The sequence below is a fragment of the Kocuria sp. CPCC 205263 genome, assembly GCF_040981075.1.
GTDB lineage: Bacteria > Actinomycetota > Actinomycetes > Actinomycetales > Micrococcaceae > Kocuria > Kocuria rosea.
Window position 1 is genome coordinate 449524 of the sequence record NZ_JAVKPV010000002.1, and the last position, 21465, is coordinate 470988.

The window sequence follows — 21465 nt, forward strand, 5'->3', positions numbered from 1 at the left end:
TGCGGCACCGCTGACGAGGGGAGGCCGTGGTCTACCCTGGGAGCATGGCGACTCGTACTTCCCCCGCCCGCAAGGGCGCCTCGACGTCGCGTGGCAAGAACAGCACGTCTTCTGCGCGGTCGTCGGGATCCAGCCGGTCCACCTCCACCCGCCGTCCGTCGACCGCCGGACGGGGCTCCGCGGCGCCCTCCGCGGGCTCCCCGCGGGTGCTGCACGGCATGGGCGCCGCCCTGGCCTGGTGCGCCCGCGCCGTCGGAGGCGTCTGGACGGCCCTCGCCCACGTGGTCGGCGGCGCCGTGCGCCGCATGGGCACCCTGCGCACGGACGTGCCCGCGGAGTCGCTGCGCGACGGCGGCGCCCTCTTCCTGCTGCTGCTCGGCCTGCTCGCCGCGGCCGTCGAGTGGTGGAACCTGCCCGGCGCGTCCGCGCCGTGGCTGGCGGTCCCCGCGGTGGCGGTGCACGAGGTCCTCGCGGGGACCTTCGGCTGGACGGCCCTGGTGCTGCCGCTGCCCCTCGTGGGCTTCGCCCTGCGCCGCTTCCGCCACCCCGAGGACACCTCGGCCAACAACCGCATCGCGATCGGGCTGGGCGCCGCCGTCGTCGCCGGCTCCGGCCTCGCGCACGTGCTCCTGGGGCAGCCGTCCCCGAGCCAGGGCCACGAGGTGCTCCGGAGCGCCGGCGGCTACGTGGGCTTCCTCGCCGCCGACCCGCTGAGCGCCCTCATCACCCCGGTCGGCGCCGGCGCGATCTTCGTCGCGGCCCTGTTCCTGTCCGTGCTCGTGGTCACCGCCACGCCCGTCAACCTCATCCTGCCGCGACTGCGGCAGGGCTACTGGCGGCTCATGGGCCAGGACGGCCCCGTCTCCGCGACCGATGTGTCCGCCGCCCGGCACGACCGCTCCTACCTGGACGAGCACGCCGCGCGCGCCGAGGCGGCCAAGACCCGCCGCGAGAAGCGCCGCGAGCGCAAGGCGGCCGAGGCCGAGCGCCGCGCCCTCGACGGCTACCGCGGGGACGAGGCCTTCGAGCGCGCCGTCGTCGCCGAGGAGGCCGCCGACGGCCAGGCGCCGACCCGCGTCTTCGACGTCGACTCCGCGCGCGCCGCCCGGCAGCGGGCCGCCGCGGCGGGAACGGCGGGGGCGGCGGGATCCGCCGAGCCGCCCGCCGAGCCGGCCGCCGCCGCGGAGCAGGGGGGCGACGTCCCCCGGCCGGGGCAGAAGCGGCCCACCCAGGAGCAGCTCGCCGCACGCCGGCTGCGCCGGGAGCAGGGCCTCGAGCCGGCCGCGGACACCGCCGCGGGCTCCGGCTCCCCGGCGCTGGAGGACGTGGCCGCCGAGCCCACCGGCTCCACGTCCGTCACCGCCCGCACCCACACCCCCGAGTCGCCCATCCCCGCCCGCGCGGAGCAGCTCAAGCTCGAGGGCGACATCGCCTACTCCCTGCCCGCGGCCGGCGCGCTCGTGCAGGGCCCGCCGCCCAAGGAGCGCTCCGAGGCCAACGACGCCGTGGTCGCCTCCCTGACGAGCGTGCTGGAGCAGTTCAACGTGGACGCCGTGGTCACCGGCTTCTCCCGCGGGCCCACCGTCACCCGGTACGAGATCGAGCTGGGCTCCGGCACCAAGGTCGAGCGCGTCACGGCGCTGTCCAAGAACATCGCCTACGCCGTGGCCTCCGCGGACGTGCGCATCCTCTCGCCGATCCCCGGCCGGTCCGCGATCGGCATCGAAATCCCCAACACCGACCGCGAGACCGTGTCCCTGGGCGACGTCCTGCGCTCGCACAACGCCCGCAAGACGGAGCACCCCATGGTCATGGGCGTGGGCAAGGACGTCGAAGGCGGCTACGTGGTGGCCAACCTCGCGAAGATGCCGCACCTGCTCGTCGCCGGCGCCACCGGCGCGGGCAAGTCGAGCTTCGTGAACTCGATGATCGTCTCGCTCCTGATGCGCGCCACCCCGGACGAGGTGCGGATGGTCATGGTCGACCCGAAGCGGGTCGAGCTGACCGCCTACGAGGGCGTGCCCCACCTGATCACCCCCATCATCACGAACCCCAAGAAGGCCGCCGAGGCGCTGCAGTGGGTCGTGCGGGAGATGGACGCCCGCTACGACGACCTCTCGCACTACGGGTACAAGCACGTCGACGACTTCAACAAGGCCGTGCGCAACGGCAAGGTCCAGCCCGAGCCCGGCTCGAAGCGCGTGATCCGGCCGTACCCGTACCTGCTCGTGATCGTCGACGAGCTCGCGGACCTGATGATGGTCGCCCCGCGCGACGTCGAGGACGCGATCGTGCGGATCACCCAGCTCGCCCGTGCCGCCGGCATCCACCTGGTGCTTGCCACCCAGCGGCCCTCCGTGGACGTGGTCACCGGTCTGATCAAGGCCAACGTGCCCTCCCGGATGGCGTTCGCGACATCCTCGGTCACCGACTCCCGCGTGGTCCTGGACCAGCCGGGCGCCGAGAAGCTCATCGGCCAGGGCGATGCCCTGTTCCTGCCCATGGGCGCCTCCAAGCCGATGCGCGTCCAGGGCGCGTGGGTCACCGAGTCGGAGATCCACGAGGTCGTCGACCACGTCAAGGGCCAGATGAAGGCCCACTACCGCCAGGACGTGGTGCAGGAGGCCCCCAAGAAGACCATCGACGAGGACATCGGGGACGACCTCGATGTCCTCCTGCAGGCCACCGAGCTCGTGGTGACCACCCAGTTCGGGTCCACCTCCATGCTCCAGCGCAAGCTGCGCGTCGGCTTCGCCAAAGCCGGCCGGCTCATGGACCTGCTGGAGTCCCGCGGCGTCGTCGGGCCCTCCGAGGGGTCCAAGGCGCGGGACGTGCTCGTCAAGCCCGACGACCTCGCCGCGACCCTCGCCGTGCTCCGGGGCGAGGAGCCGCCCGCGCCGCAGGCCGGCGCCGGCGGGTCGGTCGACTACGGCGAGGACCCGGTCGAGGCCTCGCTGGCCCGGACCGCGACCGACCACGGCGACGGCGCCGAGGACCCCGAGGAGTCCGAGGACGCCTGGCAGCTGACCGGCCGTTGAGCCGACCCCGTCCCACCCACCAGGAAGCGAGCACCAGATGAGCCCCGCGGACCCGGCGTCCAACCTCAACCTGCCGAACGCGCTGACCGCCCTGCGCATCGTGCTGGTGCCCTTCTTCGTGTGGTTCCTGTGGGTGGGAGGCACCCAGGGGGAGGACTCCCTGGGCATGCGGTGGGCCGCCCTGGCGGTCTTCGCGGTCGCCATGTACACGGACAAGCTCGACGGCGACATCGCGCGGGCCCGCGGGCTGATCACCAGCTTCGGCAAAATAGCCGACCCCATCGCCGACAAGCTACTGACCGGTGCCGCGTTCGTGGTGCTCTCGATGCTCGGCGAGCTGTGGTGGTGGGTGACCGTGGTGATCCTCGTCCGGGAGTGGGGGATCACGCTCCTGCGCTTCGTGGTCATCCGCTACGGCGTCATGGCCGCCTCGAAGGGCGGCAAGCTCAAGACCGTCCTGCAGACCGTGGCGCTCCTGCTCCTGCTGCTCCCGCTGGTGCCCCTGGTGGGCGCGTGGTGGCCGTGGCTGGGCTGGATCGCGATGGGGGCGGCCCTCGTGGTCACGGTCGTGACCGGCGTGGACTACGTGGTCAAGGCGGTCCAGCTCCGCCGCCGGGCGCTGGCCGAGCGGAACGCGGCGTGACGGAGCCGCAGCCGGCCGCCCGGGCGCTCGTCGAGGAGGCCGTCCGCCGGGCGCTCACGGTCGCGACTGCGGAATCCCTCACCGGGGGAGCGCTGGCCGCCGCCGTCGTCGACGTCCCCGGGGCCTCGGCCTGCTTCGAGGGCGCGGTCGTCTCCTACTCAAACCGGGTCAAGACCGAGGTCCTCGGCGTGCCGGCCCGGCTGCTCGCCGAGCGGGGCTCCGTCGACCCCGACGTCGCGGTCGCCATGGCGGAGGGCGCCCGCCGCCGCCTCGGCACGGACTGGGCCGTCTCCACCACGGGCGCCGCCGGTCCCGAGCCGCACGACGGCAAGCCCGTGGGCACGGTCTACCTGGGCGTCGCGGGACCGGACGGGTCCACCGTCCACGAGCTGGCCGCGGCAGGGGACCGGGCCGAGATCCGGGCGGCCGCCGTGCGCGCCGCCCTCGAGCGGCTCACGGCGGCCCTGGTGCTCCCAGCCAACTCACAGTGAAAAACCGCCTCCTGCGGGGAAGAATGGAACCGTCAGCGGGGTTAGCAATGATCGCAGGCTCGAGTTGAGCCGATCGAAGTCAAGATGTCGACCGGCCGGCGCCGAGGCACCGCCCGCAGCCGGCGGTGAAGCTGCCGCACACACGAGGAGACGAGCGATTCACATGACCAAGCAACCCGTGTCCGTCAATGGCGTCGTCCGTTGGAAGGACGTGGGCCTCGACGAGGACGACAGCACCGAGACGAAGGACATGAAGATGGGTGTACTCCGCCAGGAGATCGGTGAGGTCCTGCGCAGCGTCCGCCAGCGTCAGGGACGCACCCTCCGAGAGGTCTCGCACAGCGCCCGCGTCTCCCTCGGCTACCTGAGCGAGGTGGAGCGCGGCCAGAAGGAGGCCTCCTCCGAGCTCCTCGCCTCGATCTGCGCCGCGCTCGACATCCCGATGTCCCAGATGCTGCGCGAGGTCGCGGACCGCCTGGCCTACGCCGAGGGCCTCCTGGTCCCGGACACGGTGCCCAGCGACCTCACCGAGCAGTACTCGCGGGAGTTCGGCCGCGTCAACGGCGGCGAGGCCGCCGCGGCCGGCGCCCGCTGATCCGCAAGGGCGGTCCGCCGCCCGCCCACGACGTCCCGGAGGGCTCGTCGGTCCCAGGACCGCCGGGCCCTCCGGCCTGTGCCGGCCCCGCCGCCCGGATGGCAGGATGGACGGGCACGACCCCCGGCGGGAGGCACGACGAAGGAGGACGCGGATGAGGCTGAGCAGCTTCTGGCAGCTCATGGCCGACGAGTTCGGCGCGGGCTACAGCAGGGTCCTGGCCCGGGACCTCGTGCTCGGGGAGCTCGAGCACCGCACGGCCGCCGAGGCCATCGAGGCCGGCGTCGACCCGCGGACCGTGTGGTTCGCCCTCTGCCGGGCCCAGGACGTCCCCGAGTCCCGCTGGTGGGGCGTGGACCGCCCGCCCCGGGACTGACGCCCGCCGGGTTCCCGGCGCGCCCGTGGACCCGCGACCGCTTCGAAGGTATATTCGAAGCAACGGGGCGCGGACTGCACAGCCCGGTCCGTCCCGAGACAGTGGTTCCCGCTCCTCCCCAGACCCCGCTCGAAGCCTTACGGTGTCCGACCACGGCGATACCGTGGAACACGAAAAGACCAGCAGCAACGGTTCCGGCCGCACCGGCGGAACCCCCCGAACACGAGGTGGACCATGGCAGCCAAGGGCAGCAACAAGCAGAGCGCCGACCAGCAGTTCGGCAGCGACCGCGAGAAGGCTCTCGAGACCGTTCTCGCGCAGATCGACAAGAACTACGGCAAGGGCTCGGTCATGCGCCTGGGCGACCGTCCGGCGACCAAGATCGAGACCATCCCCACCGGGTCCATCGCGATGGACGTCGCGCTGGGCATCGGCGGGTTCCCGCGCGGGCGCGTCGTGGAGATCTACGGCCCGGAGTCCTCCGGCAAGACGACCGTGGCCCTGCACGCGGTCGCCAACGTCCAGAAGGCCGGCGGGATCGCCGCCTTCATCGACGCCGAGCACGCCCTCGACCCCTCCTACGCCGAGAAGCTGGGCGTGGACACCGACAGCCTGCTGGTCTCGCAGCCGGACACCGGTGAGCAGGCCCTGGAGATCATGGACATGCTCGTCGGCTCCGGATCCATCGACATCATCGTCATCGACTCGGTGGCGGCCCTGGTGCCCAAGGCCGAGATCGAGGGCGAGATGGGCGACAGCCACGTGGGTCTGCAGGCCCGCCTCATGAGCCAGGCGCTGCGCAAGATCACCGGCCGGCTCTCCCACTCGAACACCACCGCGATCTTCATCAACCAGCTGCGCGAGAAAATCGGGGTGTTCTTCGGCAGCCCCGAGACCACCACCGGTGGCAAGGCGCTAAAGTTCTACGCCTCGGTGCGCGTGGACGTGCGCCGCATCGAGACCCTCAAGGACGGGGCCAACCCGGTGGGCAACCGGACCCGCGCCAAGATCGTCAAGAACAAGATGGCGCCGCCCTTCAAGCAGGCGGAGTTCGACATCCTCTACGGGGAGGGCATCTCCACCGAGGGCGGGCTCATCGACATGGGCGTGGAGCACGGCATCGTCAAGAAGTCCGGGGCGTGGTTCACCTACGAGGGCGACCAGCTGGGGCAGGGCAAGGAGAACTCGCGCCGGTTCCTCAAGGACAACCCGGAGCTGGCCGAAGAGATCGAACGCCGGATCCTGGTGAAGCTCGGGGTCGTCGAGGAGCCGGAGACCGCCGAGGAGACCGCGGAGGAGCAGCCCGTGACCGGGCTGCCCACCGAGGTCGCCGGCCCGGCCTTCTGAGCGGGTCCGTGACCGAGAGCCCGTACGACCGCCGGCGCCGCCGGTCCTCCGCCCGCCACCGCGGGCCGGAGGGCCCGGCGGCGTCGTCACCCCCGGCCCAGGATCCCGAGCCGGACGCCCGGGAGGTGGCCCGGGCGATCGTCCTGCGCCAGCTCACCGCCTCGGCGAAGAGCCGCAAGCAGCTCGAGGACAAGCTCGCCGACCGCAACGTCCCCGAGGACGTCGCCCGGGAGGTGCTGGACCGGTTCGAGGAGGTCGACCTCGTCGACGACGCCCAGTTCGCGGAGCTCTACGTCCGCTCGCGGGCCGGCTCCCGCAAGCTCTCCCGGTCCGCGATCCGGCGAGAGCTGGCCACCCGCGGCGTCACGGGGGAGATCGCCGAGTCGGCGCTCGAGCAGCGCACCGATGAGGACGAGCGGGAGGACGCCGCCGAGCTGGTGCGCCGCAAGCTCCCCGCCGGGGCCGAGCTCACCGACCGCGCCGAGCGGGACAGGGCCGTGCGGCGGCTGGTCGGGATGCTCGGGCGCAAGGGCTACCCGCCCGGGCTGGCCTTCGCCGTGGTGAAGGAGGAGCTCGAGGCGCGCTCCGGTGCCGCGGTCCAGGACGACGAGATGGGCGAGGAACACCCGGAGACCCCGTGACCGGGACCGCCCCGTACAATTGTCCGGTGATGTCGACCCCCGCAGCCCTTTCCCCGGACCCGACCGCGTCCTCCGGCGCACCCGCACCGCGCTCCTACGAGGTGCGCACGTTCGGGTGCCAGATGAACGTCCACGACTCCGAGCGGATCACGGGTCTGCTCGAGGCCGCCGGCTACGTCCCCGCCGCCGGCGGCGAGCCGGACCTCGTGGTGTTCAACACGTGCGCCGTGCGCGAGAACGCCGACAACAAGCTCTACGGCAACCTCGGCCAGCTCGTGCCCGCCAAGAAGCGCAACAAGGACCTGCAGATCGCCGTCGGCGGCTGCCTCGCGCAGAAGGACCAGGACACCATCCTTGAGCGGGCTCCCTGGGTGGACGTCGTCTTCGGCACCCACAACATCGGCTCCCTGCCCACCCTGCTGGAGCGCTCGCGGCACAACGCCGAGGCGCAGCTGGAGATCCTCGACGCCCTCGAGGTTTTCCCCTCGACGCTGCCCACCAAGCGGGACAGCGCGTACTCGGGATGGGTCTCGATCTCCGTGGGCTGCAACAACACCTGCACGTTCTGCATCGTCCCGTCCCTGCGCGGCAAGGAGAAGGACCGGCGGCCCGGGGAGGTCCTCGCCGAGGTGCAGGCCCTCGTCGACGACGGGGCGGTCGAGGTCACGCTCCTGGGGCAGAACGTGAACTCCTACGGCGTGGAGTTCGGGGACCGCGGGGCGTTCGCCAAGCTGCTGCGGGCGTGCGGACGGATCGAGGGCCTGGAGCGCGTGCGCTTCACCAGCCCGCACCCGGCCGCGTTCACCGACGACGTCATCGACGCCATGGCGGAGACCCCCAACGTCATGCCGCAGCTGCACATGCCCCTGCAGTCCGGCTCCGACCGGATCCTCAAGGAGATGCGCCGCTCCTACCGCTCGAAGCGGTTCCTCGGGATCCTGGACACGGTCCGCGAGCGCATCCCCGAGGCCGCGATCACCACGGACATCATCGTGGGCTTCCCGGGGGAGACCGAGGAGGACTTCCAGGCCACCCTCGACGTCGTGGCGGCCTCCCGCTTCTCCTCGGCGTACACGTTCCAGTACTCCGTCCGGCCCGGCACCCCCGCAGGGGAGATGGCGGACCAGGTGCCGAAGGCCGTGGTTCAGGAGCGCTTCGAGCGGCTCGTGGCCCTGCAGGACCGGATCGCCGCGGAGGAGAACCGAACGGTGGTCGGCCGGCAGGTCGAGCTGCTCGTCACCGCGGAGGCCGGCAAGAAGTCCGAGCAGACCCACCGGCTCTCGGGCCGCGCGCGGGACCAGCGGCTCGTCCACTTCTCCGTCCCGGAGGGCGCCGAGGTCCCGCGGCCCGGAGACTTCGTGACGGTCGTCGTCACCGGCGCCGCCGCCTACCACCTCGTCGCCGACCCCCGGTCCCCTCGGGACTACGCGCTGCGGCGCTCGCGGGCCGGGGACGCCTGGGACCGCCGCCAGGCCGCGTCCTGCGGGGTCCCCGCCGCCCCGGGCGCCGCCGGGCCCGGGCCCGTGAGCCTGGGCATGCCGGGCCTTCCCGTCCGGTGACCCGCACGGACCTGCCGGTCGTCGCCGTCGTCGGTCCCACGGGCACCGGCAAGACCGCCCTGGGCGTCGAGCTCGCCCTGCAGCTGGGCGGGGAGGTCGTCAACGCCGACTCCATGCAGTTCTACCGCGGGATGGACATCGGCACCGCCAAGGCGACAGCGGAGGAGCGGCGCGGGGTGCCCCACCACCTCCTCGACGTCCTCGACGTCACTGAGGAGGCCTCGGTCGCGGACTTCCAGCGCGCCGCCCGGACCCGATTCGCGCAGATCCGCGCCCGCGGCCGAGTCCCCGTCCTGGTGGGCGGTTCGGGGCTCTACGTGCGCGCGGCCCTGGACGTGCTCGAGCTGCCCGGCACCGACCCCGCGGTGCGGGCCCGGATCGAGGACGAGCTCGCGGCGCGGGGCCCCGGCGCCCTGCGGGAGCGGCTGCGCCAGGTGGACCCGGCGTCCGCCGCCCGGCTGCAGGACGAGCGGCGGCTGGTGCGCGCCCTGGAGGTGTGGGAGCTCACCGGCCGCCCGTTCACGTCCTTCATGCCCCGCCGCGAGCACGTGGAGCCCACGGTGCAGATCGGCCTGGACCTCGAGCGTGCCGTGCTGCACGACCGGCTCGCCCGCCGGGTGGGGACCATGGTCGAGGCCGGTCTGGAGACCGAGGTGCGCGCCCTGGCGGCCCGCGGGCTGCGCGAGGGGCGCACGGCCTCCCGGGCCCTGGGCTACGGCCAGTTCCTGGACGTGGTGGACGGCCGCGCCACCGTGGCGGAGGCGGTCGAGGCCACCGTGGTGGCCACCCGCCGCTTCGCCCGCCGCCAGCGGACCTGGTTTCGTGCGGACCCCCGGGTGCACTGGCTGGACCCGGCCGCGCCCGGCCTCGCGGAGCGCGCCGTGGACGTCGTCGAGCGGGTCGCGGCCGAGGGCTGAACCGCGGACCCGGCCGCGGGCCGGCGGCCGGGGCCGCGTATCATGGCCGGGTGACTTCCGCCCAGAGCCCCACCGCCCAGCACGAGGACACCCGCCCCGCCCAGGACACCGCCCCCGGCGCCGACGCCGGTCCCTGGGGGGAGCTCCGGGGCCGCGACTTCGCCAAGGGCCACGGCACGGGCAACGACTTCGTGCTGCTGACCGACCCGCACGCGGAGTTGGCCCTGGACGCCGAGCTAGTGACCCTGGTGTGCGACCGCCACCGCGGCATCGGGGGGGACGGGCTGATCCGCGCCGTGCGCTCCGAGGCGATCCCCGAGGGACGGGCCGTCCTCGAGGCGGCGCCGGACGCCGAGTGGTTCATGGACTACCGCAACAACGACGGCTCCGTCGCCGAGATGTGCGGCAACGGGGTCCGGGTCTTCGTCCACTACCTGCTCCAGCGGGGCCTCGCCGCGGTCCCCGAGGGGGACGTGCTGCGCATCGGCACCCGCGCCGGGGTGAAGACCGTGGCCCGCACCGCCTCCGGCTACGCCGTGGACATGGGGCCGTGGACCTTCCTCGACGGGGACGCGGCCCGGTCCCGCGGCTCGGACGCCGTCGTGACCGCCGAGGGGCTCAAGGTGCCCCGCCCCGCGCTGTCGATCGGCATGGGCAATCCGCACACCGTCGTGGCGCTCGCGGAGGGGGAGAAGCTCGACCAGCTCGGGCTGCACACCGCTCCCGTCGTGCGCCCGGAGCCCGTGGACGGGACCAACGTCGAGTTCGTGGTCCCCGCCGACGGCGACGACGACGGCGTGGGCCGGGTGCGGATGCGCGTGCACGAGCGCGGCGTGGGCGAGACGCAGTCCTGCGGGACGGGCGCGTGCGCCGCGGCGGCCGCGACCCGCTTCTGGGGCGGCGCCACGGCCCCCGACCAGTGGCTCGTGCAGGTGCCCGGCGGGATCGTCTCCGTGACGTTCGTCCCCGCGCCCGACGGTGCCGAGCACGTGGTGCTGGCCGGACCGGCCGTACTGGTGGCCGAGGGCACCTTCGTCTGAGGCCTCAGGCCTGAGGCCTGCGGACCGAGGTTCGTGGGGTGGGACCCGGCCCGGTGCCGGTCGCTCAGTCCCGCCGTTCGACGAGCAGGACCCGGAACCCCTTGTCGGTCGTGTGCCGGGAGACCCGGAAGCCGCCGCCCAGCGCGGTGCCGAGCCACTTCTGCAGCGAGTCCGCCCCGAGGTTCTTCTGCACCACCAGCCACGCCGTGCCGCCCTCGGCCAGCCGCGGCAGCCACTGGAGGAGCAACTCGTGCAGCTGCTGCTTGCCGATCCGGATGGGCGGATTGGACCAGATGGTGTCGAAGCGCCGCTCCGCGGGCACCTGCTCTGGCAGCAGCGCCTCCACGCCGGTCAGGCCCAGGGCCGCCGCGTTGTCCCGGGTGAGCCCGAGCGAGCGCTCGTTGACGTCCACGGCCGTGACCCGGGCCCCCGGGGCGGCCCCGGCCAGGCTCAGCGCGATCGGACCCCACCCGCAGCCGATGTCCAGGAGCTCCGCCCCTACGGGGTCGGGAACATTTTCCAGCAGCACGGACGTTCCCTTGTCGAGACCCCGCGGGCTGAACACCCCGTTGGAGGTCTGCAGCGAAACCTCCCGCCCCCGCAGCCGCACGGCCACGGACCGCCGCACCTCGGGGACCGAGGGGTCCTCGGAGAAGTAGTGCTCGGTCCCCGGGTTGGGGGTCGCCGGGCCGGCCACGGGATCGGGGGAGTCGGGAGGCGGTGCCATAGCGCCCCATGCTACCGACAGCGCCCGCCCCGCACGCACCGGGAACCGGCGCGGACCCCGCCGGGACGCCCGGCTCCGACGCCGGGATGTCCGGCTCCGCCACTAGAATGTACTGATCAGCATCCCGTCCGAAAGGAACCATGACCCACCCCCGTGAAACCCCTGCCGAGTCCCGCGACGCCGCGGAGCCCGAGAACGGCCTGAGCCGGCAGGACCTGGAGGACGTCGTCGAGCGCGTGCTGTCCCGGGCCCGGGCCCGGGAGCAGGCCGCCGGGCAGGACACCGCCCCCGAGGACGACTCCACCGCGCCGGGCCGGTTCTCCGGCCGGGCCCGAGAGCTGGCCGACGCCGAGGACGGGCACACCGTCCACGACGGCGACCAGCAGGACCTCGAGGAGCGCCGCGCCCTGCGTCGCGTCGCAGGTCTGTCCACCGAGCTCGAGGACGTCACCGAGCTCGAGTACCGCCAGCTGCGCCTGGAGCGCGTGGTGCTGGCCGGACTGTGGACGGAGGGCACGCTCGCGGAGGCCGAGAACTCCCTGCGCGAGCTGGCCGCGCTCGCCGAGACGGCGGGCTCCGAGGTGCTGGACGGCATCGTCCAGCGCCGGCTCAAGCCGGACCCGGCCACGTACCTGGGCTCGGGCAAGGCCAAGGAGCTGCGGGACATCGTCGCCGCGACCGGCGCGGACACCGTCGTCGTCGACTCCGAGCTCGCCCCCTCGCAGCGGCGCGGGCTGGAGGACGTCGTGAAGGTCAAGGTCATCGACCGCACGGGTCTGATCCTCGACATCTTCGCCCAGCACGCCAAGTCCAAGGAAGGCAAGGCCCAGGTCGAGCTCGCCCAGCTCGAGTACCTGCTCCCGCGCCTGCGCGGCTGGGGCGAGTCACTGTCCCGCCAGGCCGGCGGTCGCGCCGCCGCCGGTGAGGGCATCGGCTCCCGCGGCCCCGGTGAGACCAAGATCGAGCTGGACCGCCGGCGCATCCGCACCCGCATGGCCAAGCTGCGGCGCGAGATCGCCGCGATGAAGCCGGCGCGCGAGACCAAGCGGCTCAACCGCCGCCGCCACTCCGTGCCCTCGGTGGCGATCGCCGGCTACACCAACGCGGGCAAGTCCTCGCTGCTGAACCGGCTCACGGACGCGGGTGTGCTCGTGGAGAACGCCCTGTTCGCCACCCTGGACCCCACGGTCCGCCGCGCGCAGACACCGGACGGCATCGGCTACACGCTCTCGGACACGGTCGGCTTCGTCCGGTCGCTGCCCACGCAGCTCGTCGAGGCGTTCCGCTCCACCCTGGAGGAGGTCGCCGACTCCGACCTCATCCTGCACGTGGTGGACGCCTCCCACCCGGACCCGGAGGGCCAGATCCGCGCGGTGCGCCAGGTCTTCACGGACATCGACGCGCAGAACATCCCCGAGATCATCGCCCTGAACAAGGTGGATGCCGCCGACCCGTTCGTGGTCGAGCGGATCAAGCAGCGCGAGCGCAACGTGGTGGTGGTCTCGGCCCGCACCGGGGAGGGCATCGAGGAGCTCCGGCAGCGGATCAGCGAGTCCATCCCGCGGCCCGAGACGGTGCTGGACCTGCTCGTGCCCTACCAGCGCGGCGACGTGGTCAGCCGGCTGCACGACTGGGACGCGGAGATCCTGCGCACCGAGCACCTGCCCGAGGGCACCCACCTGCTCGTGAAGGTCCGCGAGGACCTCGCGGCCGAGCTCGCGGAGTTCGCCCCCGAGCGCGCTCCCGGCTTCGGCGCCGAGAGCGCCTGAGCGCGTGGCCGCCGCATTCGTGGACGAGTCCGGGCACGACGTCTCGGGCGTGCGCCCGGAGACCCTGCCCGGGGCCAAGGACTCCCTGGCCCTGCTGGACACCGCCGTGACCGCGATGGGCGGGCAGGTCCGGGACGGGCAGCGGCTGATGACCGCCAAGGTGGCCGAGGCCCTGGACCGGGGCCGGCACCTGCTGGTCCAGGCGGGGACCGGCACCGGCAAGTCCCTCGCGTACCTGGCCCCGCTCGTGGAGCACGCCCAGCGCGCGGACAAGCCGGTGGTCGTGGCCACCGCGACGCTCGCGCTGCAGTCGCAGATCGTCGGCCGGGACGTGCCGCGCCTGCTGGCCGCCCTCGAGGGCGAGCTCGAGCGGGACGTGGACGTGGCCCTGCTCAAGGGCCGCAGCAACTACGCGTGCCTGCACAAGATCGAGGGCGGCTACCCGTCCGACGACGAGCCCGGCGCGCTCTTCGCGCTGCCCGACGCCCCCCCGCACCCCGGCCCGCCGCAGCCCGAGGCCGCCGAGAACCCCGGGCGGCTGGGCCAGGAGGTCCAGCGCCTGCGCGAGTGGGCCCGCGAGACCGGGACCGGCGACCGGGACGAGGTGCTCCCCGGGGTCAGCGACCGCGCCTGGCGCCAGGTGTCGGTCACGGCGAAGGAGTGCCTGGGCCGCAGCTGTCCCCTGGTCGAGGACTGCTTCGCGGAGCTCGCCAAGCAGCGGGCCGGTGAGGCCGACATCGTCATCACCAACCACGCCCTGCTCGCGATCAACGCGTTCGAGGGCATCACGGTGCTGCCCGAGCACGACGTCGTGGTCATCGACGAGGCACACGAGCTCCAGGACCGGGTGACGGGCGCCGTCACCGGACAGCTCTCCGCGGCGATGGTCCGCTCGGCCGCCGCGTCCGCGCGCAAGCACACCTCCGCGAGCCCCGACTCGCTCACCGCCGGGGCCGCCAACCTCGAAGCCGCCCTGATGGGCGCCCCCGCCGAGCTGCTGCACCGCGGCCTCGGGGACGCCCAGTCGGCGGCCGTGGCCCAGATCCGGGACGCCGCCCGCACCGTGATGACCGAGTCCAAGGCCGGTCCCGGGGAGAAGGACGGGGACGCCGGCCGGCAGATGGCCCGCTCCCGGGTGAGCGACGTCCTCGAGCTGGCGGAGCGGATCCTCGCCGCCGAGGAGCACCGCGAGGTGCTGTGGATCTCGCGGCAGGGCGGCTGGGAGCCGGGTCGCGGCTACGTGCCCGCGGAGGACACCGACCCGGCGACCCTGCACGTGGCCCCGCTCAGCGTGGCCGGCACCCTCCGGGAGGGGCTGTTCGACGGGCGCACCGTGGTCCTCACCTCCGCCACCCTGTCCGTCGGCTCGTCCTTCGACTCCGCCGCCGGCGCCCTCGGCCTGCGGGGCGAGGGCGCCCCGCACTGGGAGGGCGTGGACGTCGGCAGCCCGTTCGACTACCCGAAGCAGGGCATTCTCTACCTCGCCAAGCACCTGGAGAAGCCCGGCCGCCGGCTCACGGAGGCCCAGCTGGACGAGATGCTGGCCCTGCTGGAGGCCTCCAGGGGCGGGGCCCTCGGACTCTTCTCCTCCCGCCGGGCGGCGGAGGAGGCGGCCGAGGCGCTGCGCGGGCGCACGGAGCTGCCGATCCTGTGCCAGGGGGAGTCCTCGCTCGCGGGACTCGTCCAGGAGTTCACCGACGACCCGTCCACGAGCCTGTTCGGCACCATGAGCCTGTGGCAGGGCGTTGACGTCCCGGGGGCCTCGTGCCGGCTCGTGATGATCGACCGCATTCCCTTCCCGCGCCCGGACGACCCGCTGGCGAGCGCCCGCAGCCGCGCCGCGGAACGGGCCGGCGGCAACGGTTTCATGTCCGTGTCCGCGACGCACGCGGCCGTGCGGCTCGCCCAGGGGGCCGGGCGGCTCATCCGCGCGGGCGGTGACCGGGGCGTCGTGGCGATCCTGGACTCCCGGATCGCGACCGCCCGCTACGGCGGCTTCCTCCGCGGGTCCCTGCCGCCGCTGTGGACCACCACGGACCGCCAGGTGGTGCTCGGCGCCCTGCAGCGGCTCTCCGTGGGCTGAGCACGTCCGGCGGACGCCCCCGGGGTCTCCCCGGACCGCGCCGGGCTCGCACGGGGTCCGCAGATGGTCCGGTCGGTAGCCGGCCCGGACGGCAACGGGCCCCCCGCCGGCGGCGGAGGGCCCGGGTGCCGGGGGCGTGCGGCCGCTCAGAGGCTGCGCAGCACCGAGACGACCTTGCCCATCACGGTGGCGTGGTCGCCGAGGATCGGCTCGTAGCGAGTGTTCTGCGGCAGCAGCCAGGTGTGGCCGTCCCGCTGGCGGAAGGTCTTGACCGTGGCCTCGTCGTCGAGCAGGGCGGCCACGATGTCACCGTTGTCGGCGGCGCTCTGCCGGCGCACCACCACCCAGTCGCCGTCGCAGATCGCGGCGTCGATCATCGAGTCGCCCTTGACGCGCAGCATGAAAAGCTCGCCGTGCCCGACCAGCTGGCGGGGCAGGGCGAGGACGTCCTCCACGGACTGCTCGGCCGTGATCGGCCCGCCGGCGGCGATGTGGCCGACCAGGGGGACCATCGTCACGTCCGCCGAGGTGGACAGCTCGGCCACGGCGTTCTGGGCGGCGGGACGAGCGGTCCGGCCGGCCGGTGCCGCCGGGGCCTCCTGCGACGGCTCGGCGGACTCCGCCCCGGCGGTCCCGCGCAGCTGCAGGGGAGTGAGCACCTCCATGGCCCGCGGGCGCTTGGGGTCGCGGCGCAGATAGCCGAGCTTCTCGAGCTGGGCGAGCTGGTGGGTGACGCTGGAGAGCGAGGCCAGGCCCACGAGGTCCCCGATCTCCCGCATGGACGGCGGATAGCCGTGCTCGGCGATGGAGCGCTGGATGGCCTCGAGGATGGTGCGCTGGCGCACGGTGAGCCCGCGGCTGCGCGAGCGTGCCCCGGGGCGGGCGCCCCGGGCGCGGGGCTCCTCAGGGGTGGGGGGCTGGGCCATGGGAGCGTCGTCCTTTCCCGTCCGGCTGCAGGTGCCGCAGCCGGTCTGCGCGGTCCCGGTTCCGATGTCGGACCCGGGTGGTTCGATGGGTCCCGGTCGGCAGGCGCAGGGGGTCCGCAGCGCGCGCCGGCCGGGGGCCCGAACCTGTCCTCAGCCTAGGCGACACGCCGTGTGTGTTCAAACATATGTACGACCCGCTGTCGACAGCATTCGCAGACACGTGCTAGACATGGGTCATCGGTATTCGAAAGTATGTTCGATCGAATGGAGGCCCGCGAGGGTCGTCGACCGGACCGGTGTTCGAGATCGCCCGCTCCGTGCGGGAACGTCAAGGAGTTCATGTCATGAGTGCCAGTGCCACCCTCACCGCCGTCGTCGCCCGCCGCCGCGAGTCCGCAGGATCCGCCCGGGGCCTCGGCCGTGCGCTCCGGCGGGCCCGTCCCGCCCGCTCCGCGTCCCGCACCCCGCTGACCCTGACCCGCCGCGGCCGCCTGGTGTTCCTGGGGCTGCCCGTCCTGGCCGGCTCCGCCGCCCTGGTGGTGCTCGCCGTGATCTTCCTCGTCCCCTCGACGGCCACGGCCACGAGCGCGCCCGTCCCGGGCTCCGGGACCGAGCAGACCACCGTGTTCCCCGGGCAGAGCCTGTGGGAGCTCGCCGTGGCGGCCGACCCGGACCGGGACCCGCGGGAGGTCATGGACGAGATCGTGGAGCTCAACGACTTGGACAGCTCCGTGCTCGTGGCCGGCCAGCTCCTCGAGGTCCCGGCCGCCTGAGCCGCCCGCCCGATCAGCACGCCCCGATCTGCACGCGCCGGGCGGAGCACTAAACTGTCCGGGTGACGCAGAACCTGGACCGACTCAACGCCCTCCCGCTCCGCGACGACCTGCGCGGCAAGACGCCGTACGGCGCCCCGCAGCTCGACGTCGCCGTGGCGCTCAACACCAACGAGAACACCCATCCGGTCCCGGCGGACGTGCACGCGGCGATCGTCCGGGAGGTCACCGAGGCGGCCTGGACCCTCAACCGGTACCCGGACCGCGAGTTCACCGCCCTGCGCGAGGAGCTCGCCGCGTACCTCGGCCACGGGCTCGGGCCCGGGAACCTGTGGGCGGCCAACGGGTCCAACGAGATCCTGCAGCAGATCCTGCAGGCCTTCGGCGGCCCCGGCCGCACCCTGCTCAGCTTCGTCCCCACCTACTCGATGTACCCGCTGCTGGCCTCCGGCACGCACACCGGCTTCGTCGCCGGGGAGCGGGCGGCGGACTTCGGCCTGTCCGCGGAGTCCGCGGCCGAGCAGGTGCGCCGGCACCGCCCCGACGTGGTCTTCCTCTGCTCGCCCAACAACCCGACCGGCACCGCGCTGGGCTCGGACGTGGTCACCGCCGTGTACGAGGCGGGGGAGGAGTTCCGCACGGTCGTAGTGGTCGACGAGGCGTACGCGGAGTTCTCCCACGGCGGCACCCCCACCGCGCTCACGCTGCTCGAGGGCCGGCCCCGGCTGATCGTCTCCCGCACCATGAGCAAGGCGTTCGCGCTCGCCGGCGCCCGCCTCGGCTACTTCGCGGCGGCGCCGGAGGTCGCCGACGCCGTGCGCCTGGTCCGGCTGCCGTACCACCTCTCCGCCGTCACCCAGGCCACGGCCCTGGCGGCCCTGCGCCACTCGGCGTCGTTGCTGGCCAACGTGGAGGACATCAAGGTCCAGCGCGACCGGATCGTCGACGAGCTCAAGCGGATCGGGCTGGAGCCGGCCGAGTCGGACTCCAACTTCGTGTTCTTCGGCGGCATGGAGGACTCCCGGGCCGTGTGGGGGGAGCTGCTCGAGGACGGGGTGCTCGTGCGGGACGTCGGGATCCCCGGCCACCTGCGCGTCACCGCCGGCACCGAGGAGGAGACCACCGCGTTCCTGACCAGCATGGAGCGGATCGTCTCCGGCGGCTGAGAGCCCCGGGGCCGGGTCCGCCCGACCCGGATAGCATGGAGGCAGACCACCACCACCGGGCCCGGGGCGCCGCCGCGCGTCCCGGCCCGGACCACCCGCAGCCCACCGACGGCCGTGCCGCGCCCGCGAGGAGTTCCCACCGAATGAGCGACCAGACCACCACCGGCCCCCGTGCGCCCCGCCGCGCCGCCCTGGAGCGGCGCACGAGCGAGTCCACGGTGTCCGTCGAGATCGACCTCGACGGCACCGGCGAGAACGACATCGACACCTCTGTGCCCTTCTACGACCACATGCTGACCGCGCTGTCGAAGCACTCCCTGATCGACATGCGGATCCGGGCGACCGGGGACACCCACATCGACGTCCACCACACGGTCGAGGACACCGCGATCGTCCTCGGGGACGCCCTGCGCCAGGCGCTGGGCGAGAAGGCCGGGATCCGCCGCTTCGGCGAGGCCACCGTCCCGCTGGACGAGGCCCTGGCCAACGCCGTGGTCGACATCTCCGGCCGGCCCTACGTGGTGCACACCGGCGAGCCGGAGGGCCAGCAGTACCACCTCATCGGCGGGCACTTCACCGGCTCCATGGTCCAGCACGTCTTCGAGTCCCTGGCCTACCACGCCGGGATCTGCCTGCACGTCACCCTGCTGGCCGGCCGGGACCCGCACCACATCGCCGAGGCCCAGTTCAAGGCCCTGGCCCGCGCGCTGCGCCAGGCCGTGGAGCCCGATCCCCGGGTCCGCGGCATCCCGTCCACGAAGGGGGCCCTGTGAGCACCGACGGCGCCGCCCGGCCCACCGTCACGGTCCTCGACTACGGCGCCGGCAACGTGCGCTCGGCCGTGCGCGCCCTCGAGGCCGCCGGCGCGGACGTGGTGCTCAGCGCCGACCCCGAGGCGGTGCTCGACGCCGACGGCCTCGTGGTCCCCGGCGTCGGCGCGTTCGCCGCCGTCATGGACGGTCTGCGCTCCGTGGACGGGCTGCGCCTGATCGGCCGCCGCCTCGCCGGAGGTCGGCCCGTGCTGGGCATCTGCGTGGGCCTGCAGGTCCTCTTCGACTCCGGGGTGGAGCACGGCCAGGAGACCGAGGGCATGGGCGAGTGGCCCGGCGTCGTCGAACGGCTGAAGGCCGACGTCGTCCCGCACATGGGCTGGAACACGGTCCAGCCGCCCGAGGGCAGCGTCCTGTTCCGGGGCATCGAGGACCAGCGCTTCTACTTCGTGCACTCCTACGGGGTGCAGGAGTGGGACTTCCCGCAGAGCATCCAGAAGATGCGGCCGCCGCAGGTCACCTGGTCCGACCACGGCGGGCGCTTCATCGCCGCCGTGGAGAACGGGGCCCTGTGCGCCACGCAGTTCCACCCCGAGAAGTCCTCCGAGGCGGGCATCCAGCTGCTGCGCAACTGGCTCGGCACCCTGCCGCGCACGGGACGCCTCGACCATCTCAAGGCCGGCGACCCCCTCGGCGGGGACACCCTGGCCGGCCGGCCGACCCTGGAGAGCCAGGACGGCGCCTCGTGAGCGCGGCCGTCGTCGTCATGGTGCTCGGGGCGTTCGTCGCCGGCGGCGCCATCTCGTTCCACCAGCAGCGCAAGCCGCTGTGGACGGTCGTCCTCCTGGCCGCCGTCGCGGCGGCCCTCGTCGGCTACGGCTGGTACGCCTGGTTCCAGGGCCGCTGAGCCCCGGGCCCACCCCGAACGCCCGCACACCCGCACCCGAGCACCGAGAGAAGAGAACCCATGTCCCTGAGCGAGACCCCCCGCCTCCAGCTGCTGCCCGCCGTCGACGTCGCGGACGGCCAGGCCGTGCGCCTGGTCCAGGGCGAGGCCGGCTCCGAGACCGGCTACGGCGACCCGCTCGAGGCCGCCCTCGCGTGGCAGGAGGCCGGCGCCGAGTGGATCCACCTCGTGGACCTCGACGCCGCCTTCGGCCGCGGTGACAACATCGACGTCCTCCGCCGCGTGGCCGCCGAGCTGGAGCTGAAGGTCGAGATGTCCGGGGGCATCCGCGACGACGCCTCGCTGGAGCGGGCGCTGTCCCTGGACCCCGCGCGGATCAACCTGGGCACGGCGGCCCTGGAGAACCCCGAGTGGACGCAGAAGGTCATCGCCGAGCACGGCGACGTCATCGCGGTGGGCCTCGACGTGCGGGGCACCGTCCTCGCCGCCCGCGGCTGGACCGAGGAGGGCGGGGACCTCTGGGAGGTCCTGGACCGCCTCGAGGAGCACGGGTGCGCCCGCTACGTGGTCACCGACGTCACCAAGGACGGCACCCTCAAGGGTCCCAACCTGGAGCTGCTGCAGGAGGTCGCGACCCGCACCGACAAGCCCGTGGTCGCCTCCGGGGGGATCTCATCCCTCGAGGACCTCGCCGCCCTGCGCACCCTGGTGCCCTCCGGCGTCGAGGGCGCGATCGTGGGCAAGGCCCTCTACGCGGGCCGCTTCACCCTCGAGGAGGCCCTCGACGTGGCGGGCCGGCCGGGAGCGCGGTGACGGAGCGGCCCCTCCCGGCCCACATCGCCGCCCAGCTCGCGGGCGCGGGCGGCACGGCGGACACCGGCGGCCAGGCCTGGGCCGGGCGCGACCTGGGGGAGGGCACCAGCCACACCCACCGCTTCCCCGACGACGACGGCGCCGCCGCCCCGGCCGTGCTGCAGGCCCTCGAGGACCTGCGCGCGGGGAGGGGGGACGAGTCCGCGGTGGTCGCCGCGCTGGCCGGGACCCGGGTGTTCGTGCCCGTCGTGGCCGAGGTCTCGGCCTCGACCGTGACCGAGGCCGGTCTGGTGGCCGACAAGGAGGCCGACATGGCGCTCGTGTCCCTGCGGGCGGCGGACGGCCGGCAGGTGCTGCCGGTCTTCACGTCCACCGCGGCGCTCGCGGGCTGGCACGCCCAAGCGCGGCCGGTGGCCACGGACGTCCGCCGGGCGGCCGTGGCCGCGGTCAAGGACGGCACCCAGCTGCTCGTGCTCGACCCGGGCGCGGCGCTCCCGTTCGTCGTGCGCCGCCCGGCCCTCTGGGCGCTGGCCCAGGGCAGGACCTGGACGCCCTCCTACCGCAGCGCGGCGGTCGAGGCGGCCGTGCGGCGCTGCGCCGAGGACCTGCCCGGGGTTCTCGGCGTGGGGACGGCCCCGGGCGACGGGGTGGCCGTGCGCGCCGCGGACGGGGCGGTCGTCCGGGGCGGCGGGGCGGGCCCCGAGCTGGCCGTGGTGCTGTCCCTGCGCGCCGGGCTCGACCGGGCGCAGCTGGACGACGTCGTCGCCCGCTTCCAGGCCCGGCTGAGCGTCGAGCCGGCCCTCGCGGAGGACGTGGACTCGATGCAGCTGCGTCTCACGACGGCGGGATGACCCGGGGAACCCGGATCAGCCCGCGGCACTCGT

General features: G+C 73.9%; 21 protein-coding genes. 19 read left to right on the forward strand and 2 right to left on the reverse strand.

From position 1 onward, the window contains the following. Positions 1-44 precede the first annotated feature (44 nt). The 10 genes from RF647_RS04455 (at position 45) to dapF (ending at position 10647) form a co-directional block, all read left to right on the forward strand. Positions 45-3038, forward strand: coding sequence for a DNA translocase FtsK 4TM domain-containing protein (locus RF647_RS04455; RefSeq protein WP_368810674.1), 2994 nt, complete (start codon positions 45-47; stop codon positions 3036-3038). 37 nt (positions 3039-3075) lie between these two features. Then, entirely contained in the window at positions 3076-3681 is a 606-nt protein-coding gene (gene pgsA / locus RF647_RS04460; protein WP_136341568.1) for a CDP-diacylglycerol--glycerol-3-phosphate 3-phosphatidyltransferase, read from the forward strand. Next, positions 3678-4172, forward strand: a complete 495-nt coding sequence (locus RF647_RS04465; RefSeq protein ID WP_368810675.1) for a CinA family protein — start codon at positions 3678-3680, stop codon at positions 4170-4172. Before pgsA ends, RF647_RS04465 begins: the two co-directional genes overlap by 4 nt. Before the next feature lie 163 nt (positions 4173-4335). Further along, positions 4336-4767, forward strand: a complete 432-nt coding sequence (locus RF647_RS04470) for a helix-turn-helix domain-containing protein (RefSeq protein WP_017832912.1) — start codon at positions 4336-4338, stop codon at positions 4765-4767. A gap of 154 nt (positions 4768-4921) precedes the next feature. Beyond that, the gene (locus tag RF647_RS04475) at positions 4922-5143 is read left to right on the forward strand and encodes a DUF3046 domain-containing protein (protein ID WP_017832911.1); all 222 of its coding nucleotides are present in this window, start codon (positions 4922-4924) and stop codon (positions 5141-5143) included. 234 nt (positions 5144-5377) lie between these two features. After that, positions 5378-6490, forward strand: a complete 1113-nt coding sequence (recA, locus tag RF647_RS04480) for a recombinase RecA (protein ID WP_017832910.1) — start codon at positions 5378-5380, stop codon at positions 6488-6490. An 8-nt stretch (positions 6491-6498) separates the two neighbouring features. Continuing rightward, the gene (locus RF647_RS04485; RefSeq protein WP_368810676.1) at positions 6499-7131 is read left to right on the forward strand and encodes a regulatory protein RecX; all 633 of its coding nucleotides are present in this window, start codon (positions 6499-6501) and stop codon (positions 7129-7131) included. Between the two features lie 29 nt (positions 7132-7160). Further along, entirely contained in the window at positions 7161-8690 is a 1530-nt protein-coding gene (miaB, locus tag RF647_RS04490) for a tRNA (N6-isopentenyl adenosine(37)-C2)-methylthiotransferase MiaB (RefSeq protein ID WP_368810724.1), read from the forward strand. Beyond that, a complete protein-coding gene (miaA, locus tag RF647_RS04495; protein WP_368810677.1) occupies positions 8687-9607 on the forward strand; it encodes a tRNA (adenosine(37)-N6)-dimethylallyltransferase MiaA in 921 nt (306 codons plus the stop codon). Before miaB ends, miaA begins: the two co-directional genes overlap by 4 nt. A 50-nt stretch (positions 9608-9657) precedes the next feature. Continuing rightward, positions 9658-10647: a diaminopimelate epimerase gene (gene dapF, locus RF647_RS04500; RefSeq protein ID WP_368810678.1), complete on the forward strand. Its 990-nt coding sequence runs from the start codon at positions 9658-9660 to the stop codon at positions 10645-10647. A gap of 64 nt (positions 10648-10711) precedes the next feature. Here dapF and RF647_RS04505 read toward each other — a convergent pair whose 3' ends face one another. Continuing rightward, on the reverse strand, positions 10712-11374 hold the full coding sequence (locus RF647_RS04505) for a class I SAM-dependent methyltransferase (RefSeq protein ID WP_368810679.1): 663 nt from the start codon (positions 11372-11374) through the stop codon (positions 10712-10714). A 140-nt stretch (positions 11375-11514) separates the two neighbouring features. Here RF647_RS04505 and hflX point away from each other — a divergent pair, with 140 nt between their 5' ends. Both hflX and RF647_RS04515 read left to right on the forward strand, forming a co-directional pair. Beyond that, positions 11515-13143, forward strand: a complete 1629-nt coding sequence (gene hflX, locus RF647_RS04510; RefSeq protein ID WP_368810680.1) for a GTPase HflX — start codon at positions 11515-11517, stop codon at positions 13141-13143. Between the two features lie 4 nt (positions 13144-13147). Then, positions 13148-15226: an ATP-dependent DNA helicase gene (locus tag RF647_RS04515; protein WP_368810681.1), complete on the forward strand. Its 2079-nt coding sequence runs from the start codon at positions 13148-13150 to the stop codon at positions 15224-15226. Between the two features lie 146 nt (positions 15227-15372). Here RF647_RS04515 and lexA read toward each other — a convergent pair whose 3' ends face one another. Beyond that, positions 15373-16152, reverse strand: coding sequence for a transcriptional repressor LexA (gene lexA, locus RF647_RS04520; RefSeq protein WP_368810682.1), 780 nt, complete (start codon positions 16150-16152; stop codon positions 15373-15375). A gap of 344 nt (positions 16153-16496) precedes the next feature. Here lexA and RF647_RS04525 point away from each other — a divergent pair, with 344 nt between their 5' ends. From RF647_RS04525 to RF647_RS04555, 7 genes are all read left to right on the forward strand, one after another. Further along, positions 16497-16925, forward strand: a complete 429-nt coding sequence (locus tag RF647_RS04525) for a hypothetical protein (RefSeq protein ID WP_095651565.1) — start codon at positions 16497-16499, stop codon at positions 16923-16925. A gap of 62 nt (positions 16926-16987) precedes the next feature. After that, a complete protein-coding gene (locus RF647_RS04530; protein WP_368810683.1) occupies positions 16988-18091 on the forward strand; it encodes a histidinol-phosphate transaminase in 1104 nt (367 codons plus the stop codon). Positions 18092-18234: 143 nt separating this feature from the next. Further along, the gene (gene hisB / locus RF647_RS04535; protein ID WP_368810684.1) at positions 18235-18864 is read left to right on the forward strand and encodes an imidazoleglycerol-phosphate dehydratase HisB; all 630 of its coding nucleotides are present in this window, start codon (positions 18235-18237) and stop codon (positions 18862-18864) included. Further along, positions 18861-19610: an imidazole glycerol phosphate synthase subunit HisH gene (gene hisH / locus RF647_RS04540; RefSeq protein ID WP_368810685.1), complete on the forward strand. Its 750-nt coding sequence runs from the start codon at positions 18861-18863 to the stop codon at positions 19608-19610. Before hisB ends, hisH begins: the two co-directional genes overlap by 4 nt. Continuing rightward, positions 19607-19768, forward strand: a complete 162-nt coding sequence (locus tag RF647_RS04545) for a hypothetical protein (RefSeq protein WP_017832897.1) — start codon at positions 19607-19609, stop codon at positions 19766-19768. Before hisH ends, RF647_RS04545 begins: the two co-directional genes overlap by 4 nt. A gap of 60 nt (positions 19769-19828) precedes the next feature. Next, the gene (gene priA / locus RF647_RS04550; RefSeq protein ID WP_017832896.1) at positions 19829-20581 is read left to right on the forward strand and encodes a bifunctional 1-(5-phosphoribosyl)-5-((5-phosphoribosylamino)methylideneamino)imidazole-4-carboxamide isomerase/phosphoribosylanthranilate isomerase PriA; all 753 of its coding nucleotides are present in this window, start codon (positions 19829-19831) and stop codon (positions 20579-20581) included. Further along, the gene (locus RF647_RS04555; RefSeq protein WP_368810686.1) at positions 20578-21432 is read left to right on the forward strand and encodes an SseB family protein; all 855 of its coding nucleotides are present in this window, start codon (positions 20578-20580) and stop codon (positions 21430-21432) included. Before priA ends, RF647_RS04555 begins: the two co-directional genes overlap by 4 nt. Positions 21433-21465: the final 33 nt, after the last annotated feature.